The 19,321-nt window shown below is 45.1% G+C and carries 15 protein-coding genes and 15 tRNA genes; 20 read left to right on the forward strand and 10 right to left on the reverse strand.

Annotated elements, in window-relative coordinates; genetic code table 11:
* Nucleotide 1: 1 nt before the first annotated feature.
* Genes J4N42_RS10200 through hemA form a run of 4 tightly spaced genes read right to left on the reverse strand, consistent with a single transcriptional unit; the run spans nucleotide 2 to nucleotide 3,662 of the window.
* Nucleotides 2-385, reverse strand: a complete 384-nt coding sequence (locus tag J4N42_RS10200) for a SirB2 family protein (protein WP_252027770.1) — start codon at nucleotides 383-385, stop codon at nucleotides 2-4.
* A 10-nt stretch (nucleotides 386-395) separates the two neighbouring features.
* A complete protein-coding gene (gene prmC, locus J4N42_RS10205; RefSeq protein ID WP_252027771.1) occupies nucleotides 396-1,256 on the reverse strand; it encodes a peptide chain release factor N(5)-glutamine methyltransferase in 861 nt (286 codons plus the stop codon).
* The gene (gene prfA, locus J4N42_RS10210) at nucleotides 1,257-2,345 is read right to left on the reverse strand and encodes a peptide chain release factor 1 (RefSeq protein WP_252027772.1); all 1,089 of its coding nucleotides are present in this window, start codon (nucleotides 2,343-2,345) and stop codon (nucleotides 1,257-1,259) included.
* A 57-nt stretch (nucleotides 2,346-2,402) separates the two neighbouring features.
* Nucleotides 2,403-3,662 (reverse strand): glutamyl-tRNA reductase, encoded by a 1,260-nt coding sequence (gene hemA / locus J4N42_RS10215; RefSeq protein ID WP_252027773.1) that lies wholly within the window; start codon nucleotides 3,660-3,662, stop codon nucleotides 2,403-2,405.
* Nucleotides 3,663-3,823: 161 nt separating this feature from the next.
* Between hemA and lolB the strand changes: the two genes are divergently transcribed.
* The 20 genes from lolB to J4N42_RS10315 all read left to right on the forward strand — a co-directional run bounded on the left by lolB (nucleotide 3,824) and on the right by J4N42_RS10315 (nucleotide 10,411).
* Nucleotides 3,824-4,435 carry a lipoprotein insertase outer membrane protein LolB gene (lolB, locus tag J4N42_RS10220; RefSeq protein WP_286036645.1) on the forward strand — a complete coding sequence of 204 codons (612 nt, stop codon included), beginning with the start codon at nucleotides 3,824-3,826 and terminating at the stop codon, nucleotides 4,433-4,435.
* Nucleotides 4,436-5,308 carry a 4-(cytidine 5'-diphospho)-2-C-methyl-D-erythritol kinase gene (gene ispE / locus J4N42_RS10225; RefSeq protein WP_252027775.1) on the forward strand — a complete coding sequence of 291 codons (873 nt, stop codon included), beginning with the start codon at nucleotides 4,436-4,438 and terminating at the stop codon, nucleotides 5,306-5,308. It abuts the gene before it with no gap.
* 28 nt (nucleotides 5,309-5,336) lie between these two features.
* Nucleotides 5,337-6,281 (forward strand): ribose-phosphate pyrophosphokinase, encoded by a 945-nt coding sequence (locus J4N42_RS10230; protein ID WP_252027776.1) that lies wholly within the window; start codon nucleotides 5,337-5,339, stop codon nucleotides 6,279-6,281.
* Nucleotides 6,282-6,441: 160 nt separating this feature from the next.
* Nucleotides 6,442-7,032: an aminoacyl-tRNA hydrolase gene (pth, locus tag J4N42_RS10235; protein WP_252027777.1), complete on the forward strand. Its 591-nt coding sequence runs from the start codon at nucleotides 6,442-6,444 to the stop codon at nucleotides 7,030-7,032.
* A 10-nt stretch (nucleotides 7,033-7,042) separates the two neighbouring features.
* Nucleotides 7,043-8,134, forward strand: coding sequence for a redox-regulated ATPase YchF (ychF, locus tag J4N42_RS10240; RefSeq protein ID WP_252027778.1), 1,092 nt, complete (start codon nucleotides 7,043-7,045; stop codon nucleotides 8,132-8,134).
* 283 nt (nucleotides 8,135-8,417) lie between these two features.
* A tRNA-Met gene (locus J4N42_RS10245) sits at nucleotides 8,418-8,494 on the forward strand.
* Nucleotides 8,495-8,543: 49 nt separating this feature from the next.
* Nucleotides 8,544-8,628: transfer RNA gene (locus J4N42_RS10250), tRNA-Leu, on the forward strand.
* A gap of 43 nt (nucleotides 8,629-8,671) precedes the next feature.
* Nucleotides 8,672-8,746, forward strand: a tRNA-Gln gene (locus J4N42_RS10255).
* 82 nt (nucleotides 8,747-8,828) lie between these two features.
* Nucleotides 8,829-8,905 (forward strand) — tRNA-Met (locus tag J4N42_RS10260).
* 56 nt (nucleotides 8,906-8,961) lie between these two features.
* Nucleotides 8,962-9,046 (forward strand) — tRNA-Leu (locus J4N42_RS10265).
* Between the two features lie 14 nt (nucleotides 9,047-9,060).
* A tRNA-Met gene (locus J4N42_RS10270) sits at nucleotides 9,061-9,137 on the forward strand.
* Between the two features lie 53 nt (nucleotides 9,138-9,190).
* Nucleotides 9,191-9,275, forward strand: a tRNA-Leu gene (locus J4N42_RS10275).
* Between the two features lie 56 nt (nucleotides 9,276-9,331).
* Nucleotides 9,332-9,406 (forward strand) — tRNA-Gln (locus J4N42_RS10280).
* A 68-nt stretch (nucleotides 9,407-9,474) separates the two neighbouring features.
* Nucleotides 9,475-9,559: transfer RNA gene (locus J4N42_RS10285), tRNA-Leu, on the forward strand.
* Between the two features lie 56 nt (nucleotides 9,560-9,615).
* Nucleotides 9,616-9,690, forward strand: a tRNA-Gln gene (locus tag J4N42_RS10290).
* 68 nt (nucleotides 9,691-9,758) lie between these two features.
* A tRNA-Leu gene (locus J4N42_RS10295) sits at nucleotides 9,759-9,843 on the forward strand.
* Between the two features lie 56 nt (nucleotides 9,844-9,899).
* Nucleotides 9,900-9,974 (forward strand) — tRNA-Gln (locus J4N42_RS10300).
* A 68-nt stretch (nucleotides 9,975-10,042) separates the two neighbouring features.
* Nucleotides 10,043-10,127, forward strand: a tRNA-Leu gene (locus J4N42_RS10305).
* Nucleotides 10,128-10,183: 56 nt separating this feature from the next.
* Nucleotides 10,184-10,258, forward strand: a tRNA-Gln gene (locus tag J4N42_RS10310).
* Nucleotides 10,259-10,326: 68 nt separating this feature from the next.
* Nucleotides 10,327-10,411 (forward strand) — tRNA-Leu (locus J4N42_RS10315).
* A 481-nt stretch (nucleotides 10,412-10,892) separates the two neighbouring features.
* On the opposite strand, the gene J4N42_RS10320 is transcribed toward J4N42_RS10315, so the two are convergent.
* The 6 genes from J4N42_RS10320 to J4N42_RS10345 all read right to left on the reverse strand — a co-directional run bounded on the left by J4N42_RS10320 (nucleotide 10,893) and on the right by J4N42_RS10345 (nucleotide 19,278).
* Complete coding sequence (locus tag J4N42_RS10320) at nucleotides 10,893-12,026, reverse strand: flagellin (protein WP_252027779.1); 1,134 nt, start codon at nucleotides 12,024-12,026, stop codon at nucleotides 10,893-10,895.
* A 471-nt stretch (nucleotides 12,027-12,497) separates the two neighbouring features.
* Nucleotides 12,498-13,637, reverse strand: coding sequence for a flagellin (locus tag J4N42_RS10325; RefSeq protein ID WP_252027780.1), 1,140 nt, complete (start codon nucleotides 13,635-13,637; stop codon nucleotides 12,498-12,500).
* Between the two features lie 359 nt (nucleotides 13,638-13,996).
* Nucleotides 13,997-15,190: a flagellar hook-associated protein FlgL gene (flgL, locus tag J4N42_RS10330; protein WP_252027781.1), complete on the reverse strand. Its 1,194-nt coding sequence runs from the start codon at nucleotides 15,188-15,190 to the stop codon at nucleotides 13,997-13,999.
* A gap of 11 nt (nucleotides 15,191-15,201) precedes the next feature.
* Nucleotides 15,202-17,076, reverse strand: coding sequence for a flagellar hook-associated protein FlgK (flgK, locus tag J4N42_RS10335; RefSeq protein WP_252027782.1), 1,875 nt, complete (start codon nucleotides 17,074-17,076; stop codon nucleotides 15,202-15,204).
* A 190-nt stretch (nucleotides 17,077-17,266) separates the two neighbouring features.
* The gene (gene flgJ / locus J4N42_RS10340; RefSeq protein WP_252027783.1) at nucleotides 17,267-18,175 is read right to left on the reverse strand and encodes a flagellar assembly peptidoglycan hydrolase FlgJ; all 909 of its coding nucleotides are present in this window, start codon (nucleotides 18,173-18,175) and stop codon (nucleotides 17,267-17,269) included.
* Nucleotides 18,176-18,186: 11 nt separating this feature from the next.
* On the reverse strand, nucleotides 18,187-19,278 hold the full coding sequence (locus tag J4N42_RS10345; RefSeq protein ID WP_252027784.1) for a flagellar basal body P-ring protein FlgI: 1,092 nt from the start codon (nucleotides 19,276-19,278) through the stop codon (nucleotides 18,187-18,189).
* Between the last annotated feature and the right edge of the window lie 43 nt (nucleotides 19,279-19,321).

Here is a 19,321-nt window from a genome sequence, read left to right on the forward strand (position 1 = left end):
ATTAGCCCAAAAACATTGGGATTTTCGTCACGGCTACTTTGCCGGCAATACCTAGCCAGCCTAGAGCGCCAAGAAACGCAAACGTTCTAGACAGTTTATTTTTACCCAACTTAAGAGCAAAGAAGCCTAACGCAATGTATGCCAGCACCGAGGTGAGTTTTTCCGTCAGCCACATACCTTGAGGAGTAAACGGATAAAACTGCGTGATCATCACTAAAGTGATACCAGAAAGCAGAAGCACCGTATCGTTAATATGCGGGAACACTTTGAAAAACTTTTTATCGAGCAGTTTGGAATCCATCATCATTAATGCATAACGAACAGACAACAAAGTGGCACTGATTGCGATAGTCAGTAGGTGTAAATGTTTAATACCTTCGTACATGAAGTTCTCTCTATTGTTGATGGTAAAACTGGCCAAGTGTCACTCGGTCGTTTCCACCATAGTCCTTTTCTGTAGCCACTTGTTGATACCCAAATGACGCTAAAATTTCTCTTACTAATTCACCTTGGTCATACCCATGCTCAAACATAAGCCAGCCTTCATTCTCCAGAAAGCCAATCGCATTTTCAGCGATATGCTTGATATCCGCTAGGCCATTATCGTCGGCAACCAACGCACTTTTCGGTTCAAAGCGAACATCACCTTCGACAAGGTGCGGGTCATTAGCGTCAATATAAGGAGGGTTCGACACGATTAAGGCAAACTTTGTGCCAGTAACTAAAGGTTCAAACCAGCTGCCGGAATAAAATATCGCATTGGAAATACCTAACTGACGAGCATTTTCGGTCGCAAGTGATTGAGCCTCTTGCTTGAGGTCAATGCCGATCACTTCTCTTTTGGGCATCTCTGAAGCCAAAGCCAATGCAATCGCACCTGTCCCTGTACCTAAATCGAGTATTTTGCCGTCTTGCTGATAGGTTTTATCTAACGCAACTTCAACTAAACGCTCGGTATCAGGGCGAGGGATAAGCGTGGTTGGGGATACTTTAAGTGGTAAAGACCAAAACTCGCGCTCACCGATAATGTAAGCAACTGGCTCACCTGAAATTCGTCTAACCAGCAACTGGCTGAAACGATCATATTGCTCGTTATCTAGCTTTTTTTCTGGCCATGTAAATAGATAGGAACGTGGCTTTTGCAGCGCGTGGCAAAGCAATACCGCAGCATCAAGAGAGGGCGAATCACTGCCACTCTCTTCAAGTTGTTTGATTGCGGTATCCAGTGCAGATTCTACACTCGGAAGCTCACTCATTTAGTTGTTGTCTGCTAGCGCAGCGAGTTGGTCAGCTTGATGTTCTTGAACAACAGGATCGACCAAACTCTGTAGATCACCTTCTAGCACTTCTGTTAGACGGTAAAGAGTAAGGTTAATACGGTGGTCTGACACACGGCCCTGCGGGTAATTGTATGTGCGAATACGGTCACTACGGTCACCTGAACCTAGTAAGTTACGACGTGTATCAGACACTTCTGCAGCACGACGCTCTTCTTCGGCTTGTACAATACGCGCAGCAAGTACAGACATCGCTTTCGCTTTGTTTTTATGTTGAGAACGTTCGTCCTGACACTCTACAACGGTACCCGTTGGCAAGTGAGTAATACGAATAGCAGAGTCTGTCGTGTTAACGTGCTGGCCACCCGCACCTGATGCACGGAAGGTATCGATCTTAAGGTCAGCAGCTTTAATTTCTGGCAAATCAGCTTCTGGGATTTCTGGCATAATCGCAACAGTACATGCAGATGTGTGTACACGACCTTGAGATTCAGTTTCAGGTACGCGCTGAACACGGTGACCACCAGATTCAAACTTCATGGTACCGTAAACACTGTCGCCACTGATTTTCGCGATCATTTCTTTATAGCCGCCTTGCTCAGACTCGTTGCAGCTCATTACTTCAACGCGCCAACCTTTCTTCTCAGCAAACTTAGAGTACATACGGAATAAGTTACCCGCGAAAATACCGGCTTCATCACCGCCCGCACCCGCACGAATTTCAAGGAAACAGTTGCGCTCGTCATTTGGATCCTTAGGTAAAAGCAAGATTTGAAGTTCGTCAGTAAGACGTTCGATCGTCTCTTTTGCGTCCTTAATCTCTTCTTGCGCCATTTCTCGCATTTCTGCGTCATCTTCGTTAGCCATTTCTTCAGCAGCCACTAAATCTTCTTGAGCTTGCTGGTATGACTGGAAGCACTTAGTCACTTCTTCCAGTTGAGAATACTCTTTCGAAAGAGCGCGGAATTTATCTTGATCACCAATTACATCTGGATCACCAAGCAGGTGTTGAACTTCTTCATAACGCTCAACGAGAGTTTCAAGCTTTACTAAAATCGACGCTTTCATACATTCTTTCTTAAGTTAGGTTTTCTTAAATTGGGCTTTCTTTTACGGCAAAGGTAATTATGGCAGGTCATCAAGACCTAAGCTTTGTCTAATTACCGTTAATTTTGCTGGCTCGCCCTGTTCGGCCGCACTTTGCAATGCACGGGTCGGGGCATGAATAAGCCGGTTGGTCAGCTTATTACTAAGCTCTAGTAGCACTCGCTCTGGATCGTTACCCGCAGCCAGTGATTGTAAACTTTTTTGTAGCAGGTCTTCTCGGATGTCATTGGAAGATTTGCGGTATTCTCGGATACTATCTACGGCCTGCAACGAACGCATCCAAGTCATAAACAAAGCACTTTCTTCACTCACAATAGCTTCAGCCTGAATGGCTTCGACTTTGCGCTGCTCAATATTGCTTTCGACAATGGACTGCAAATCATCAACGGAATACAGGTACGCATCACTTAAGTCACCGACTTGAGATTCAATATCTCTTGGTACGGCAATATCCACCAGTAACATCGGCTGGAAACGTCTCGCTTTCAGTGCAGTTTCGACCATACCTTTACCAATAATAGGTAGAGGACTCGCCGTCGAACTGATCACGATATCTGCTTTAGCGAGATGTTCTGGGATTTCTGGCAGACTAATCACTTGAGCGCCAAACTGCTCGGCTAACCCTAACGCCCTTTCACGGGTACGGTTAGCCACAATAATGCGTTCACAACCATTTGCGGCTAAATGCTTAGCAACCAGTTCAATTGTCTCACCAGCACCAACAAGCAACACGGTTGAATCCGCTAACGATTCGAAAATGTGTTTCGCCAAAGTGCATGCCGCATAAGCGACTGACACGGCATTGCCGCCAATATCAGTTTCCGTTCTCACTCTTTTGGCAACGGAAAATGCTTTTTGGAACAGTTTTTCCATCGACGAATCGACAGATTTGTATTCACGAGCATCAGAATACGCTTGCTTTACTTGACCAAGAATCTGAGGCTCACCCAATACCAAAGAATCCAAGCCGCAAGAAACACGCATCAGGTGTTTAATGGCGGTTTGCTCTTCGTGGGTATATAAGCTTGGTTTAAGCTCTTCAGGGCTTACTTGGTGAAATTGAGAAAGCCAATCAATAACCTTACTTTTACTGCCTTGTTTCACGTCACAGTAAATCTCGGTACGGTTGCAGGTAGAAAGGATAACACTACCGTTAACATTTGAATTTGCGCCTAGTTGTTTTAGTGCTTCTGATAATTTATCAGGACCAAAAGCCACTTTTTCACGCAATTCAACCGAAGCTGTATTGTGATTAATTCCAATAGCAAGCAAGGACATGTAATGTGGGTTCTCTGAATCGAAAATACAAATAAGGCCAGAATTTTACTTGATGACCCCATTTATTAAAAGGGTCAAACGGTTTTGTTTTCCTGACTTCGTGATATCAATGATATAGTAACGAGTAATCCTTCCTAAAATCGAGCAAATAGCGAGCAACTATGAGTTTCATGAGTCGTCTTATCTCTTTCTTAGTCGCCTTTTTAATTTTGTCCGGATGTAGCTCATTACCGGAAAGTCAGATGAGTGTTGAATGGCAAGCACACCAAGACAAGCTCGCGAGTATTGAAACTTACAAAGCCGTAGGCAAGCTCGGTTATATCTCTCCACAGGAGAGGCAGTCACTAAATTTTCAATGGACGCATTCGCAAGACCGCAGCCAACTAAGACTAACCAACTTCCTCGGCCAAACCGTACTCAACCTTGTTATTACACCTCAAGGCGCGATAGTAAATACTTACGATGACCAAACATTCTCAGACGTGAGTGCGACCCAATTGGTCAAAAGGCTCACGGGGTTAACGATTCCTGTGGACCAACTCCAAGACTGGATGCGTGGCATGCCCACCGGAAGTGACAGCTACGAATTAAACGTAAACAACACACTTTCGACCCTCAATAAAACCATTGCTAATCAAAACTGGCAGTTAGAGTACTTGTCTTATCAGGACATTGACTTCAACAGCTCACCTCTGCCGTTACCGCAAAAAATGAGACTCAATCAGGCCGACACCAAGATTAACTTAGTGATCTCTAAATGGACGCTTAACTAAATGATTTCCTGTACAACTCACTGGCCTTCGCCAGCCAAACTGAATTTATTCCTCTATATCACCGGGCAGCAAGAAAACGGTTACCACGACTTACAAACTCTATTTCAGTTCCTCGATCATGGTGACGAGCTGTCTATCACCACAAGCTCAGAAGGCACGATAACAATCCTCCCTGAAATACCAGGATTGAAAACCGAAGATAACCTTATTTACAAGGCTGCTATGGCTTTACGGGCATATACTGGCTGCCTGCTCGGAGCAGAAATAGTACTGACTAAAAAACTCCCTATGGGAGGTGGTATTGGTGGTGGTTCCTCCAATGCCGCAACCACGCTAATTGCCTTGAATTACCTATGGGATCTGAAACTTTCAGACATTCAGCTGGCAGAGATCGGATTAGCACTCGGCGCCGATGTACCAGTATTTGTCCGCGGATTTGCTGCTTTTGCTGAGGGTGTAGGTGAGCACTTAACTCAAGTATCCCCCCAGGAGAAGTACTACTTAGTAGTTAGACCCAGCGTAAGCATAGCAACAGCGGACATATTTAGGCATCCCGACTTGACCAGAAACACGCCGAAACGAGCCATGGCAACACTTCTTGAGCAAGAGTACGTAAACGATTGCGAAAAAATTGTCCGAATGCTGTACCCAGAGGTTGATAAGCAACTTTCATGGCTGCTACAATACGCGCCGTCAAGATTGACGGGTACTGGATCTTGCGTTTTTGCTGAATTTAGCAGCAAGAAAGAAGCAGAAGCAGTGCTTGATCAACTGCCTGACACTGTCTCGGCATTTGTCGCTCAAGGGCGTAACATCTCGCCATTAAAAGAGACATTGGCTGAATACCAATCAGCCCACCACAACTCTATTTAAAACTGGACGCAACCCTGAGGTTTCCACCGTGCCTGATATGAAGCTATTTGCTGGTAACGCAACACCTGAACTAGCCCAACGTATTGCTGACCGTCTATACATCTCTCTTGGCGATGCTACTGTAGACCGTTTTTCTGACGGCGAAGTCGCTGTACAAATCAACGAAAATGTTCGTGGTAGTGATGTATTCCTAATTCAATCGACTTGTGCACCAACCAATGACAACCTAATGGAATTGGTGGTAATGATTGACGCAATGCGCCGTGCTTCAGCGGGCCGTATTACTGCGGTAATCCCATACTTCGGTTATGCACGTCAAGATCGTCGCGTACGTTCTGCACGTGTGCCAATCACTGCAAAAGTTGTTGCAGACTTCCTTTCAAACGTTGGTGTAGACCGCGTTCTAACTATCGACCTACACGCAGAGCAAATTCAAGGCTTCTTCGATGTACCTGTAGATAACATCTTCGGTACACCAGTTCTACTTGAAGACATGCAAAACCGCGGCCTTGAAAACCCAGTAGTGGTTTCTCCAGACCTAGGTGGCGTAGTTCGAGCTCGTGCGACAGCGAAAGCACTTGGTGATGTTGACATCGCTATTGTTGATAAGCGTCGTCCACGTGCAAACGTTTCTGAAGTAATGAACCTAATCGGTGACGTTGAAGGTCGTGACTGCGTTATCGTAGACGACATGATCGACACAGGTGGCACACTATGTAAAGCAGCTGAAGCACTAAAAGAGCGCGGTGCGAAGCGAGTATTCGCTTATGCTACTCACGCTGTATTCTCTGGTGCAGCAGCGCAGAACATCAAGAACTCAGTACTAGACCAAGTAATCGTCACTGACTCAATTTCTCTTTCTAAAGAGATGGCAGCGACAGGCAAAGTAACCGAACTAAGCCTTTCTCGTATGCTGGCTGAAGCGATTCGCCGTATCAGTAACGAAGAGTCAATCTCTGCGATGTTCAACTAAAGACGAGTCTTTAGAACAACATATAAAAGAAGCACCCACTTTGGGTGCTTTTTCTTTTGTCGTCGTATCACATCGGTGACATGCCTGCGCGCTTCTCGCTCAACAGATAACTTCTGTGCTATGATACGGCGCTTTTTGAGATCCCAGAGAGATTCTAACCGTGAGTCAACCAATTAAACTTCTTGTAGGCCTTGCCAATCCAGGTCCTGAATACACTCGTACAAGACACAATGCAGGAGCATGGGTCGTCGAGGAATTAGCAAGAGTCCACAATGTCACTCTAAAGAACGAAGCGAAGTTTTTTGGTCTGACGGGACGTATCATGGTTAACGGACAAGATCTTCGCCTGCTGATCCCAACAACTTTTATGAACCTGTCTGGTAAAGCGATTGCAGCTTTGGCTAAATTTTACCAAATTAAGCCAGAAGAGATCATGGTTGCCCATGATGAGCTAGATTTACCACCAGGCGTCGCTAAGTTTAAAAAAGGTGGTGGTCATGGCGGACACAATGGCCTACGAGACACCATTAGCAAACTTAGCAACAATAAAGATTTTTACCGCCTCCGGATTGGTATTGGCCATCCTGGGCACAAAGACAAAGTTTCAGGTTATGTGTTAGGTAAAGCCCCTGCTAAAGAGCAAGAGTGCCTAGACGCGGTTGTAGACGAATCAGTACGCAGCCTCGACATCTTAATCAAAGATGGCCTAACAAAAGCACAAAACCGCTTACACACGTTCAAAGCTGAATAAGGTTACTATCATGGGTTTTAAATGTGGCATTGTTGGTCTACCAAACGTTGGTAAATCTACGCTATTTAATGCACTAACTAAGGCGGGTATCGAAGCCGCAAACTTCCCGTTCTGTACTATCGAGCCAAATACTGGCGTGGTTCCTGTTCCGGATCTTCGCCTAGACGCGCTTGCGAAAATCGTTAACCCACAGAAAATTCTGCCAACAACAATGGAATTTGTTGATATTGCAGGCCTTGTAGCTGGAGCCTCTCGCGGTGAAGGTCTAGGTAATAAATTCCTAGCTAACATTCGTGAAACAGACGCTATCGGCCACGTTGTTCGTTGTTTCGAAAACGAAAACATCGTTCACGTTGCGGGTAAAGTATCTCCGATCGAAGATATTGAAGTCATCAACCTTGAGCTTGCTATGGCAGACTTGGATTCTTGTGAGCGCGCAATCCAACGTAACGCTAAAAAAGCAAAAGGCGGCGACAAAGACGCTAAATTCGAACTTTCTGTATTAGAAAAGCTACTACCCGTTCTAACTGAAGGTGGCATGGCTCGTACCGTAGAACTTGCTAAAGAAGAAGCAGCAGCAATTGGCTATTTAAACTTCTTAACGCTTAAGCCAACCATGTACATTGCGAACGTTAATGAAGACGGTTTTGAAGACAACCCGTATCTTGATGCAGTACGTGAGTACGCAGAAAAAGAAAATAATGTTGTTGTAGCAGTTTGTGCCGCTATCGAATCTGAGCTTTCAGAGCTGGACGATGCAGACCGTGAAGAGTTCCTAGCAGACATGGGAATCGAAGAGCCAGGCTTGAACCGAGTAATCCGTTCAGGTTATGAGCTGCTTACTCTTCAAACTTACTTCACTGCAGGTGTAAAAGAAGTTCGTGCTTGGACTATTCCAGTAGGAGCGACTGCGCCACAATCTGCTGGTAAGATCCACACCGACTTCGAAAAAGGTTTCATCCGAGCTGAAGTGGTTGGTTACGACGATTTCATTCAATATAACGGCGAATCGGGTGCAAAAGACGCAGGTAAATGGCGTCTAGAAGGAAAAGATTACATCGTAAAAGATGGTGATGTAATCCACTTCCGCTTCAACGTCTAGTTGAACTGATGAAAAGCTAATCGAAAGCCAGCAAACAAGCTGGCTTTTTTTCGTTTTTAAGCTTTCTTAAGTGCGAATACGAAACAAGTTAACTTGTTCTAAACTTGCTGTTTTGATAACAGTTTTCGATCACAAACGCGTCTCTTTGCTTAAAAAGAAACCGAACGACCGTTTTATCGGGATTTATTAAAAAAAACTATTGACGGGTTTAGCTCAACTCCGCATAATGCGCCCCGTTCCCAGCGAGACAACAACGTTTCACTGAGAGCAACAATATGGCATTGGCTACGTAGCTCAGCTGGTTAGAGCACATCACTCATAATGATGGGGTCACAGGTTCGAATCCCGTCGTAGCCACCATTTCCTAAACGCTTTTTACTTTAAACCGTAAGAGCTGTTAGGAAATAATGCGGAAGTGGCGGAATTGGTAGACGCACCAGATTTAGGTTCTGGCGCCGCAAGGTGTGAGAGTTCAAGTCTCTCCTTCCGCACCATTATTTAGAATAACTTGTTTGCTAATGACAAGTTATTCGCTGTTGGGCTATCGCCAAGCGGTAAGGCAGCGGCTTTTGATGCCGCCATTCCCTGGTTCGAATCCAGGTAGCCCAGCCATTAATTATAAAAGTGCTATTTATCTTGAAAAAGATGATGACACTCGCGATGAGATTATATATATTGTCTCGCTCGCAAAGATGGCTACTTAGCTCAGTTGGTTAGAGCACATCACTCATAATGATGGGGTCGCAGGTTCAAATCCCGCAGTAGCCACCACAATTCATTCAATAGTTTTTACCAGTTAACTGTTGATGATATATAGATATTGAGACGCGGAAGTGGCGGAATTGGTAGACGCACCAGATTTAGGTTCTGGCGCCGCAAGGTGTGAGAGTTCAAGTCTCTCCTTCCGCACCATACTTTGACAATTTGGCTACTTAGCTCAGTTGGTTAGAGCACATCACTCATAATGATGGGGTCGCAGGTTCAAATCCCGCAGTAGCCACCATTTCCTAAGCGCTTTTGTTTGCTTTAAACATTGAAAAGCTTTTAGGAAATAACGCGGAAGTGGCGGAATTGGTAGACGCACCAGATTTAGGTTCTGGCGCCGCAAGGTGTGAGAGTTCAAGTCTCTCCTTCCGCACCATTATTTAGAATGACTTGTTCTGTTGCCTAAGAGTAATAAAACAGATTGTTCGCTGTTGGGCTATCGCCAAGCGGTAAGGCAGCGGCTTTTGATGCCGCCATTCCCTGGTTCGAATCCAGGTAGCCCAGCCACTACAACGTCTCATTGATTTACCAATCATCAGTGATGACCATACTCTTAGCAGAGATTAAACAGCTATGCGGAAGTGGCGGAATTGGTAGACGCACCAGATTTAGGTTCTGGCGCCGCAAGGTGTGAGAGTTCAAGTCTCTCCTTCCGCACCATTATTTAGAATGACTTGTTCTGTTGCCTAAGAGTAATAAAACAGATTGTTCGCTGTTGGGCTATCGCCAAGCGGTAAGGCAGCGGCTTTTGATGCCGCCATTCCCTGGTTCGAATCCAGGTAGCCCAGCCACTACAACGTCTCATTGATTTACCAATCATCAGTGATGACCATACTCTTAGCAGAGATTAAACAGCTATGCGGAAGTGGCGGAATTGGTAGACGCACCAGATTTAGGTTCTGGCGCCGCAAGGTGTGAGAGTTCAAGTCTCTCCTTCCGCACCATTATTTAGAATGACTTGTTCTGTTGCCTAAGAGTAATAAAACAGATTGTTCGCTGTTGGGCTATCGCCAAGCGGTAAGGCAGCGGCTTTTGATGCCGCCATTCCCTGGTTCGAATCCAGGTAGCCCAGCCACTACAACGTCTCATTGATTTACCAATCATCAGTGATGACCATACTCTTAGCAGAGATTAAACAGCTATGCGGAAGTGGCGGAATTGGTAGACGCACCAGATTTAGGTTCTGGCGCCGCAAGGTGTGAGAGTTCAAGTCTCTCCTTCCGCACCATTATTTAGAATGACTTGTTCTGTTGCCTAAGAGTAATAAAACAGATTGTTCGCTGTTGGGCTATCGCCAAGCGGTAAGGCAGCGGCTTTTGATGCCGCCATTCCCTGGTTCGAATCCAGGTAGCCCAGCCACTACAACGTCTCATTGATTTACCAATCATCAGTGATGACCATACTCTTAGCAGAGATTAAACAGCTATGCGGAAGTGGCGGAATTGGTAGACGCACCAGATTTAGGTTCTGGCGCCGCAAGGTGTGAGAGTTCAAGTCTCTCCTTCCGCACCATTATTTAAAACCCAGCTTAACGGCTGGGTTTTTCGTTTTGGTCAGTCGAGCTTACCCACTCAATCGCTAATCAATCTAGCTAATCAACTCACTCGATATCCTCTTTGATCAATACAAATTTCAACTGTACTTAAGCTTAAACGTCAGCAGAGCTTCTAGTCATAGGGGCATATCGAAGAAATTCATCAGGTGTGTCGCGGCTAGGTATACCGATTTCCAATTTTAATGACAAGGTTGCCCATCAACCAATAGATCGGCGCTACAAATTGGAAACTCGGAGGATCACTAACTGCGTACGGTTATCTAGTCGGCTGAGTTACGATTCGACTGTAAATGACGCAATCACCTGGGTTCATCTCGTTATTGATTTCATAACACACTCCAGTTTTTAGCGTGGAAAATACTACTTTGTTTAGGACGGGATAATTAGGGTGAAAAAAAACCCAGCATTAAGCTGGGCCTTTTATTCGTGACTCTCACCTTAGCCAAGTAGACCAAGAGCTGAGTTAGGAGCTTGCTTTGCTTGCGCCAGAACAGAGCTAGAGGCTTGAGAAAGGATCTGCGACTTAGTCAGTGCAGTTGTCTCTTTCGCAAAGTCTGTATCTTTGATACGACTCTTAGATGCATTCACGTTTTCGTTAATGTTTTCTAAGTTGTTGATAGCGTGGTCAAAACGGTTTTGGAACGCACCTAGTTCTGCACGATGGCTATCTACAAACTTCAATGCTGCATCAACGACAGCAACTGATTGTTGTGCACCGCCAACAGTACGAACATCGATAGTATCAACTGTTTCAGCTTGAGCCTGACCAATTCCAAGTTCACCAGCTAAACTACCACCAAAGGTCGCAGCGCCTTCTACTTTGTTATTACCTGTGAAGAGCTGAAGCTTGCCGTCTTCATCTACTGAAGCCGTAACCATATCGGTTTGACCATTGATGTAAGTTGCTAGCTGCTCGATATCATCGCCTTCTTTAGCGTTGATAGCGATATTTTGCTGCACGCCAAACTTATCAGTCAGTGCGATTGTTAGGTCGTTAGCACCTGCTTTCACTTCCCAATCTTTGTCTTGGCCGTTAGCCGCTTTGTACGAGTTACCACCCATCATCGTATTGTCGCTACGCATGTTGTTCAGGGTAAGCATTACTGCTTCACCATTATCCGCACCGATCTGGAATGATTTAGTAGAAAACGTACCATTTAGTAGCTTGTTACCACCAAATGATGTGGTTTCAGCAATACGGTTCAACTCGTTGTTAAGAGCTGTTACTTCCTCTTGAATCGCAACACGCTCAGATTTTGAGTTAGAGCCGTTTGCAGATTGAAGTGAAAGATCACGCATACGTTGAAGAATGTTAGTGGTTTCGTTCATTGCACCTTCAGCTGTTTGTGCAATCGAAATACCATCATTCGCGTTACGAACCGCAACGTCCAAGCCACGACTTTGTGCATTCAAACGGTTAGAGATCTGTAGACCCGCTGCGTCGTCTTTCGCACTGTTGATTTTAAAGCCAGATGATAGACGTTCCATTGATGTTTGCTGAGCATTATTTGCACTGTTCAAATAACGCTGCGCTGTCATCGCTGATACGTTTGTATTTACATTAACCGCCATAGTGGTTTCTCCTATTGATTTTCCGGCGTAGCGGAAATTTCCGAACGGTTTCCGACGTCTCGGAAAACCAATTAGTTCTCTCAAAGTACCCTTATTAACGACACGGTTTGAGATTCCTTTAGAAAAAAAATAGGTAAAAAATAAAAAATACACGAAAGCAATGAATAACAAGACCTTACGCCCAGAAGGTAAAAAAAAAATTAAAGAAAATTGAGGTTTGGTCGAGAGGGGGGAACGCTAAATTGCAGATAAGAAAAAGCCCCTTTTCCTTTGAGAGAACTGGGGCTAGTTGGTAGCCAGAGCCAATGTGGAGATCAAGAGAAATGAACACATCACCGGCTGACCGGGTGCATGCTTATCGTAAAGTCACTAAACGTAAGTGAGAGAGTCTAATAACCAATAATAATCATGCTTTGCCATTGATCCTTTACTCTATGCCCACGTCTGAACACACAAGTAAAGTCTCTGGGGTTACTGCAATAGTGACATTGCAGAGTTTGGCAACTGTTTTGCTTGAGCAAGTATCGAAGTACCTGCTTGTTGCAGAATTTGTGATTTCGTTAATTGAGTCGTCTCTTTGGCGAAATCGGTATCTTTAATACGACTGTTAGAAGCTTCAACGTTTTCTTGGATATTCGCCAAGTTGTTAATGCTGTGGTTAAGTCGGTTTTGCTTCGCACCTAGGTCAGCACGCTGAGAGTCTACATAACGTAGTGCAGCGTCGATAATACCTACCGCGTTTTGTGAACCACCTACTGTCTTAATATCAATATCTTGAACAGTAGACGTTTGACCTAATCCACCAGCAAGGCCAAGTTCACTTGCCAGTCCACCTGATATAGCGAAGTTACCTTCTAGCTCATTTTCGGCGATAAAGATTTGCAGCTTACCTTCTTCATCAACCGAAGCTTTTAGCTTGTCAGTTTGACCGTTAATGTAAGTTGCTAGCTCTTCGATGTCTTGGCCTTCTTTTGCCATGATATCAACCGTAGTCTGCTCACCTTTATCGTTGGTGTATTCAAACTTAATGTCTTTTGCTGTTGGTGGAACATCCCACGTTGCCGTCTTAGGTTGAGCGGCAATGAATGTGTGCCCACCCATGCGAGAATCATCCGCACGGATACTGGTCAAGCCCATGATAATAGCTTCACCTGAACTCGCACCAATTTGGAATGAAGCATCACCAAACGAACCATTCAACAGCTTACGTCCACCGAATGATGTTGTCTCTGCAATACGGTTTAGCTCGTCTTGCAGTGCTACAGCTTCTTCGTTCAGCGCTTTACGCTCAGACGGCGAGTTCGTGCCGTTCGCCGATTGCAGAGCTAGGTCACGCATACGCTGAAGAATGTTAGTCGATTCGTTCATCGCACCTTCTGCTGTCTGAGCAATGGAAATACCATCGTTGGCATTACGCATAGCTACATCTAGGCCACGAGACTGTGCGGTTAATCGGTTCGAGATCTGCAGGCCAGCTGCATCATCTTTTGCACTGTTGATTTTGTTACCTGAGGATAGGCGTTCCATCGAGGTATTCAATTCACCAGTTGCCTTATTTAGGTAACGCTGCGCGGTTAGCGCTGACACGTTAGTATTTACTGTAATGGTCATACTTTGCTCTCCTAGTGAGTTCGCAAATGCTTTGCGAAGCGGCCAGCTTAATCTCATTTGGAAGCACTGACCGTAAGTGACTTATATCCCTTATTTACTAGGGTTACTCGTCTATAAATTCGCTACGTACACTGATTAATACAATTTATGTGCCAAGTTATAAAAACCCATCAAATAAAACATTAACCACCTTAATATCAACAACTTAGATCATTAGGTAATAAGTAAGTTATTTTCTTATTACTTGCTTTCCAAGTTGTGCTGGGCGGCATTGCCGCTCTTTTGCCTCCCTACCCAATCAGTGAGGAAGCACAACACATCACTTCGCTCATACGGCAGATGCACGTATGGCATTAAAGTTAGATGTAGTTAAATAGAGTGAGGTCTTTCGTTTTGCCGAATGCTTGTTGTGACGCTTGCAGTGCCCGAGTGTTTTCATTGAACTCAATAACGGCAGCCGCATAGTCCAAATCTTCGAAATTACTTCTAGATTTAGCTAACGTAATCTTGAAGTCTTCATGTTGCTGCTCTTGGATATCTAAAGTACCTAAACGTGCACCAACGTCAGTACGCGCTTTGTTAAGGTGTATAAATGCAGCATGGAATTCTTGCGTGATCTGATGCAGCTTCGCAGTAACATTCGGGTCTGACACTGAACCCTTGGATAATTCCATCGCGTCTCTAAAGCTATCGAAGATGGAATAAGTCTTTCTAGGTTCGAGTGAAATGGCATCACCTTTGGTGATCTGCCCTTTTACCTGAATAGTAACGTCTTGGTACTTGATGCCCACCGAAGGGTCAAACTCATCGGCTTTTACTACAGCACCGTCTTGCTCCAGCTGATAACCAAACTTACCATTCGCCATATCAACAAAAGTCACTTTATAGACTGATTGATCATCTGGGTTAGTATTAACAGCACGCTCTAATAGAAGATCGGAACCATCATTCAATTGATACTGAGGCTCGTAATCACCAAATGGATTATCAATCTCCATAAACATCTTGCTGCCAGGGTCATTGATTGCCATCTCCAAACTGTTAGAGATTTTCATCTTGCGCTGGTAGTCATCACCTGCGTAACTTACGTTCCCTTGATTGTCTTTGAAGAAAGGTTGATTCTTCGGTTTTGTACCGGCGAATATGTAGTTACCAGACTCGTCTTGTACATTAACAAGGTTCAAAAAGTTATTGGCAATCTCTTCAATTTCCCTAGATTTAGCCACCCTATCTTCCGGTGATAACGAGCCGTTAATCATTTCCATTACAGTACGTTTCGCTTCATCGGCAAAACTCTCCGCATTGGAAACAATGACTTCATGATGTTCTAGGCGGTTTCTCACCAACACGATCGCATCAACATACTGGCGTAATTGTTCCGATTGCTGAGTTACATTCTGGATATAGTGAGCCGCAAGCGGATCATCACTGGCTTTTTGCAGCTTTTTGCCCGATGCCAGCTGCGCTTGGTTGTGGTGCACCTGAGTTTCTTGGCGGCGCAAATCATTTTGTACCGACTGATAGTTATGGAAGCTAGAGATTCTATTTAACATTAATTAGCCTCCTACCTTAGTGCCAAGATGGTGTTGAATGTGTCATTTGCCGCTTGGATAATGCGTGAAGACGCCATATACGACTGTTGAAACTTCATCATGTTTGCCGCTTCTTCATCCAGGTTTACACCAGCGATAGATGCAATGCGCTCTTGGGCCGCTTCTTTTTCTAAGCGTGCTACGTCTGCAAGACGCGAGGCCGTGGACGTTTTAAGCGCAACATTGCTGTTTAGGTTTTGGTAAACGTCGATGATGGTCGACTCTTTATCATTCAGCTTTTTCGCTGTTTGCAGATCCTGCATTTTACGTAAGTTGCCGTTGTCACCTTCGGAAGGGACAAGGTTTGCCGTAAACTTATCATTCGGCAAAGCGCCAGCTGAAAGCTCAAACGTGGTGCCCTGAACCGTCACAGGCCCAGTAGGTGGGTACGCTTGTGGCTGCATCAGCACTTTGCCTTTGGTATCCGTTACAGCAAACTGATCGCCCTTTGGTGAAATCACCACTTCGAACTCTCGGAGGTCGCCCGCAGCTCTAATCTTGAAGCTCGCACTACCTTGTGCAAAGGTGGTTGATGCCTGATAGCTTTGAGCCGCAATCGCAGTTGGATCATTGGTACGCATCTGAATCTGTGCCGCCCCTTGGCGCGTTGGGCGAATAAGTATACGTTCTCCAAGCTCTAGCCCTTTTCGGACCTCTATTCGCATCCCATCAACCAGCAACTCTCCACCGACTAGAGGAGCCGTAATACGTTCTCCAGTTGGCTTAGTGACAATGTAGTCGCTGCCGTTGTATTGCAGAGAATACTCGCCCCCTTGAAGCTGGGCAGTATCATCAATAAATACAGCAAGCTCAGCATTCGAGCCCGCAGGTTGAACAACACGAGATTTTGCGACTACTTCAGAGTTCATATCAGTAAAGATAAGACCACCTACGTTGCCTCGTAGGTCCAAACCTTGAGATTGTAATTTATTCACCTCATGTGCAAAGGCAGTGGAAAGTAGGCCCATCTGATCCATTACTTGAGGAATATGCTCATCACGCATGTCCAAAATGGCGCCAATGTTACCGCCAATATCTTTAGCGGTAATGGCCTTGATACCTTTGCCTTCCACCATTGCAAGACGACGTTTATGCACATCTGGGTACCCATCCATGACCGCTAGTTGGCTTGCTTCAGTGCCGGAAACTAGAGTATGTCCGTTACCAATATGGACGTTGTATCCCTCGTTATTTTGACGAGTGGTAACCGTAACCTTGGTGTATTGAGAAAGTTCGTTGACGAGTTCGTCATGCTGATCTTTTAAATCGTTATGCGGCGCTGGAGTTCGCATCATTAAACGCTGCAAATCTCTTAATTCATAGGCAATCTGATTGATTCGTTCCACACCCATATTGAGCTTTTTGTTGGCAACGTCAGATTGCATCCTTACCGTCTCGTGGAAATCGTTGAGATTCTTAGCAATGAGCTCCGCTTTTTCGAGAACAACTTTACGTGAACCGACATCATTTGGGCTATCAGCTAGTGTTTTAACGGCATCAAACCATTGGTTCAGGTTCTCTGGAATTTTTTTGGAAGTCACTGAAGACAGCATGCGCGTCAACATGTCTAAGTTTTCTTCTGTGTCTTTACGAAAAGCATTATTGGTCGTCGAGAGGTTCAACTCATTAACGGCAAATTGATCCCATGAGCGGCGAACATTTTCCACGTGGACACCCATACCATAGGTCTGCCCACCAAAGTGACGAGGATCATTGGTTCCTTGGATTACAGATTGACGGCTATAACCTTCTGTATTCACATTAGAAATGTTATGACCAGTCGTGTTTAGCTGTCTCTGAGATGTGAGAACACTTTGTGCCCCTAAATTCAGAAGATCTGACGACATACGCCCCCCAAAAAACCAATAAAATGGAGTAGTTACTACTCATCCACTAGTTAAAAAGCAATATGTATGCCAAGTGGGTAATATTTACATTAAACAGGGGGTTATAGCGTCTATTGTTTGGAAGTGCGGGAGGCAATACCTGAGAATTGAGCACATAATAAAACCCGCAACAGCGGGCTTTATTATGTGCTTACATTTGGTCGATTCGTTGTTTAACTCGAAGGACCTTGTCTGCGTATTTAGGGTCTGTGGCGTAACCCGCTTGATGGATGCCTCGAATAAAGTCTTCAGAGCTGCCGTTGTTCTGTAGCGCTGTACTGTAACGTGGGTTCTGGTTAAGGAATCGCACGTAATCATCAAAGCTATCTTGATAACTTTGATAAGAGCGGAATGCTGCTTTCTCTTTCACTGGCGTATCACCATGATATTCCAGAGTTTGAGTGGCTACTTTATCACCTTGCCAGCTTCTATCCGCTTTAATATTGAATAAGTTGTTACTGCTTCCACGTGAGTTCTTAACCACTTTTTGCCCCCACCCTGTCTCAAGAGCAGCTTGTGCAAGCAATAGCGAGGAATCAACACCGAGCGCCTTGGCGGCTTGCTCAGCATACGGCTTCATAGAAGCAATAAAGCTTTCCGGAGATTCAAATGAGGTAGGTTCAGCAGCTAAAGGAGTAACATCATTACCAGATTGAGCCCGCATTTCGCGACTACGTGCTACTTTGTCCATGATTTCTTCGAAGTTGTCTTCTCGATTAGCGGCATTAGGGTCATTGATTGTCCCCGTGCTCAATTGAGCAACGATCATATCAGCTAGGCCTAACGAGCCAGACTTGCTCATATCACTCGCCATCTGTTCATCCAACATCTGACGATAAAATTGCTCGTTTTGGCTATTCATTAAACCGGAATCAAACGTAGAGTTGGCATCACGCATTGATTTGAAAAGCATCGAAGTGAAAATCGCTTCAAACTGTTTCGCAGCTGCAGTCAAGGCCGCTTTCTCGCCTTCACCTTCTCCGTTCACGGCCTGTTGTCGAAGCTTGTCTAAGCTAGCAATGTCATGTACGAATCCGACATCATTTCCATTGTTAATCATGACATGGCCCCTTAGATAACTATCAATTGGCCTTCAATTGCACCCGCTTGTTTAAGCGCTTGCAGAATGGCCATGAGATCAGAAGGTGCAGCGCCGACTTCGTTCACCGCACGAACGAGATCATCTAGGGTTAGACCAGGTTCAAACTTGAACATTTTTCCCTGTTCTTCAGTCACTTCAATATCAGTGTCAGGGGTAACTACTGTTTCTCCGCCACCAAAGGCATTAGGCTGGCTCACATTCAGGTTTTCTTTAATCGCTACAGTCATTCCACCGTGAGTTACGGCGGCAGGTTTTAGCCTTACATGACGCCCTACGACAATAGTACCAGTACGCGAGTTAACGATAATTTTTGCAGCACCATCTGCTGGGTTGAACTCTAAGTTTTCGATCGCAGACAAGAAAGCAACTCGCTGGCTCACATCGCGTGGAGCACGAACTTTTACTGAGGTCGCATCCACAGCAGATGCCATTTGAGGGCCTAGGAAGTTATTGACCGCATCAGCCATACGTTGAGCAGTGGTAAAATCAGATTCAAGCAAGTTAAAAGTGATAAAGTCACCTCGGCTAAATGGCGATGGTATTTCTCGCTCGACGATTGCGCCGCTAGAAATCATACCTGCAGTAGGGTTATTACCCACGATTTTCGAGCCATCTGCGCCCTCCGCGCTGAAACCACTCACCACAAGATTACCTTGTGCTACTGCATACGTTTCACCATCCAAGCCTTTTAGAAAGGTTTGCATCAATGTACCGCCACGTAGACTCTTCGCAGAGCCAATCGAAGAGACGGTTACATCAATGGTTTGGCCTTGTTTAGAAAATGCCGGTAGGTCTGCAGTTACAATAACTGCAGCGACGTTTTTAGTTTTTGGCTTAGTACCTGGCGGCAACTGAATGCCGAAGTTTTGCAGCATTGCATTGAAGCTTTGGTCTGTAAACGGGGTGGATTCACCTGTGCCCGGTAAACCCGTGACTAGACCGTAACCCACCAATTGGTTACTACGTACCCCTGCAACTTGCGCTACATCTTTGATACGCGCCGCTTGCGCGCTAGTGGCAATGAAACAAATGCCAATCAGTAACAGGGATAACTTTTTCATCATATATACCTTTCAATGAAATGAGCGTGAAGCCAAAAACTCG

It is taken from the genome of Vibrio sp. SCSIO 43135 (genome assembly GCF_023716665.1).
Lineage (GTDB): Bacteria > Pseudomonadota > Gammaproteobacteria > Enterobacterales > Vibrionaceae > Vibrio > Vibrio paucivorans.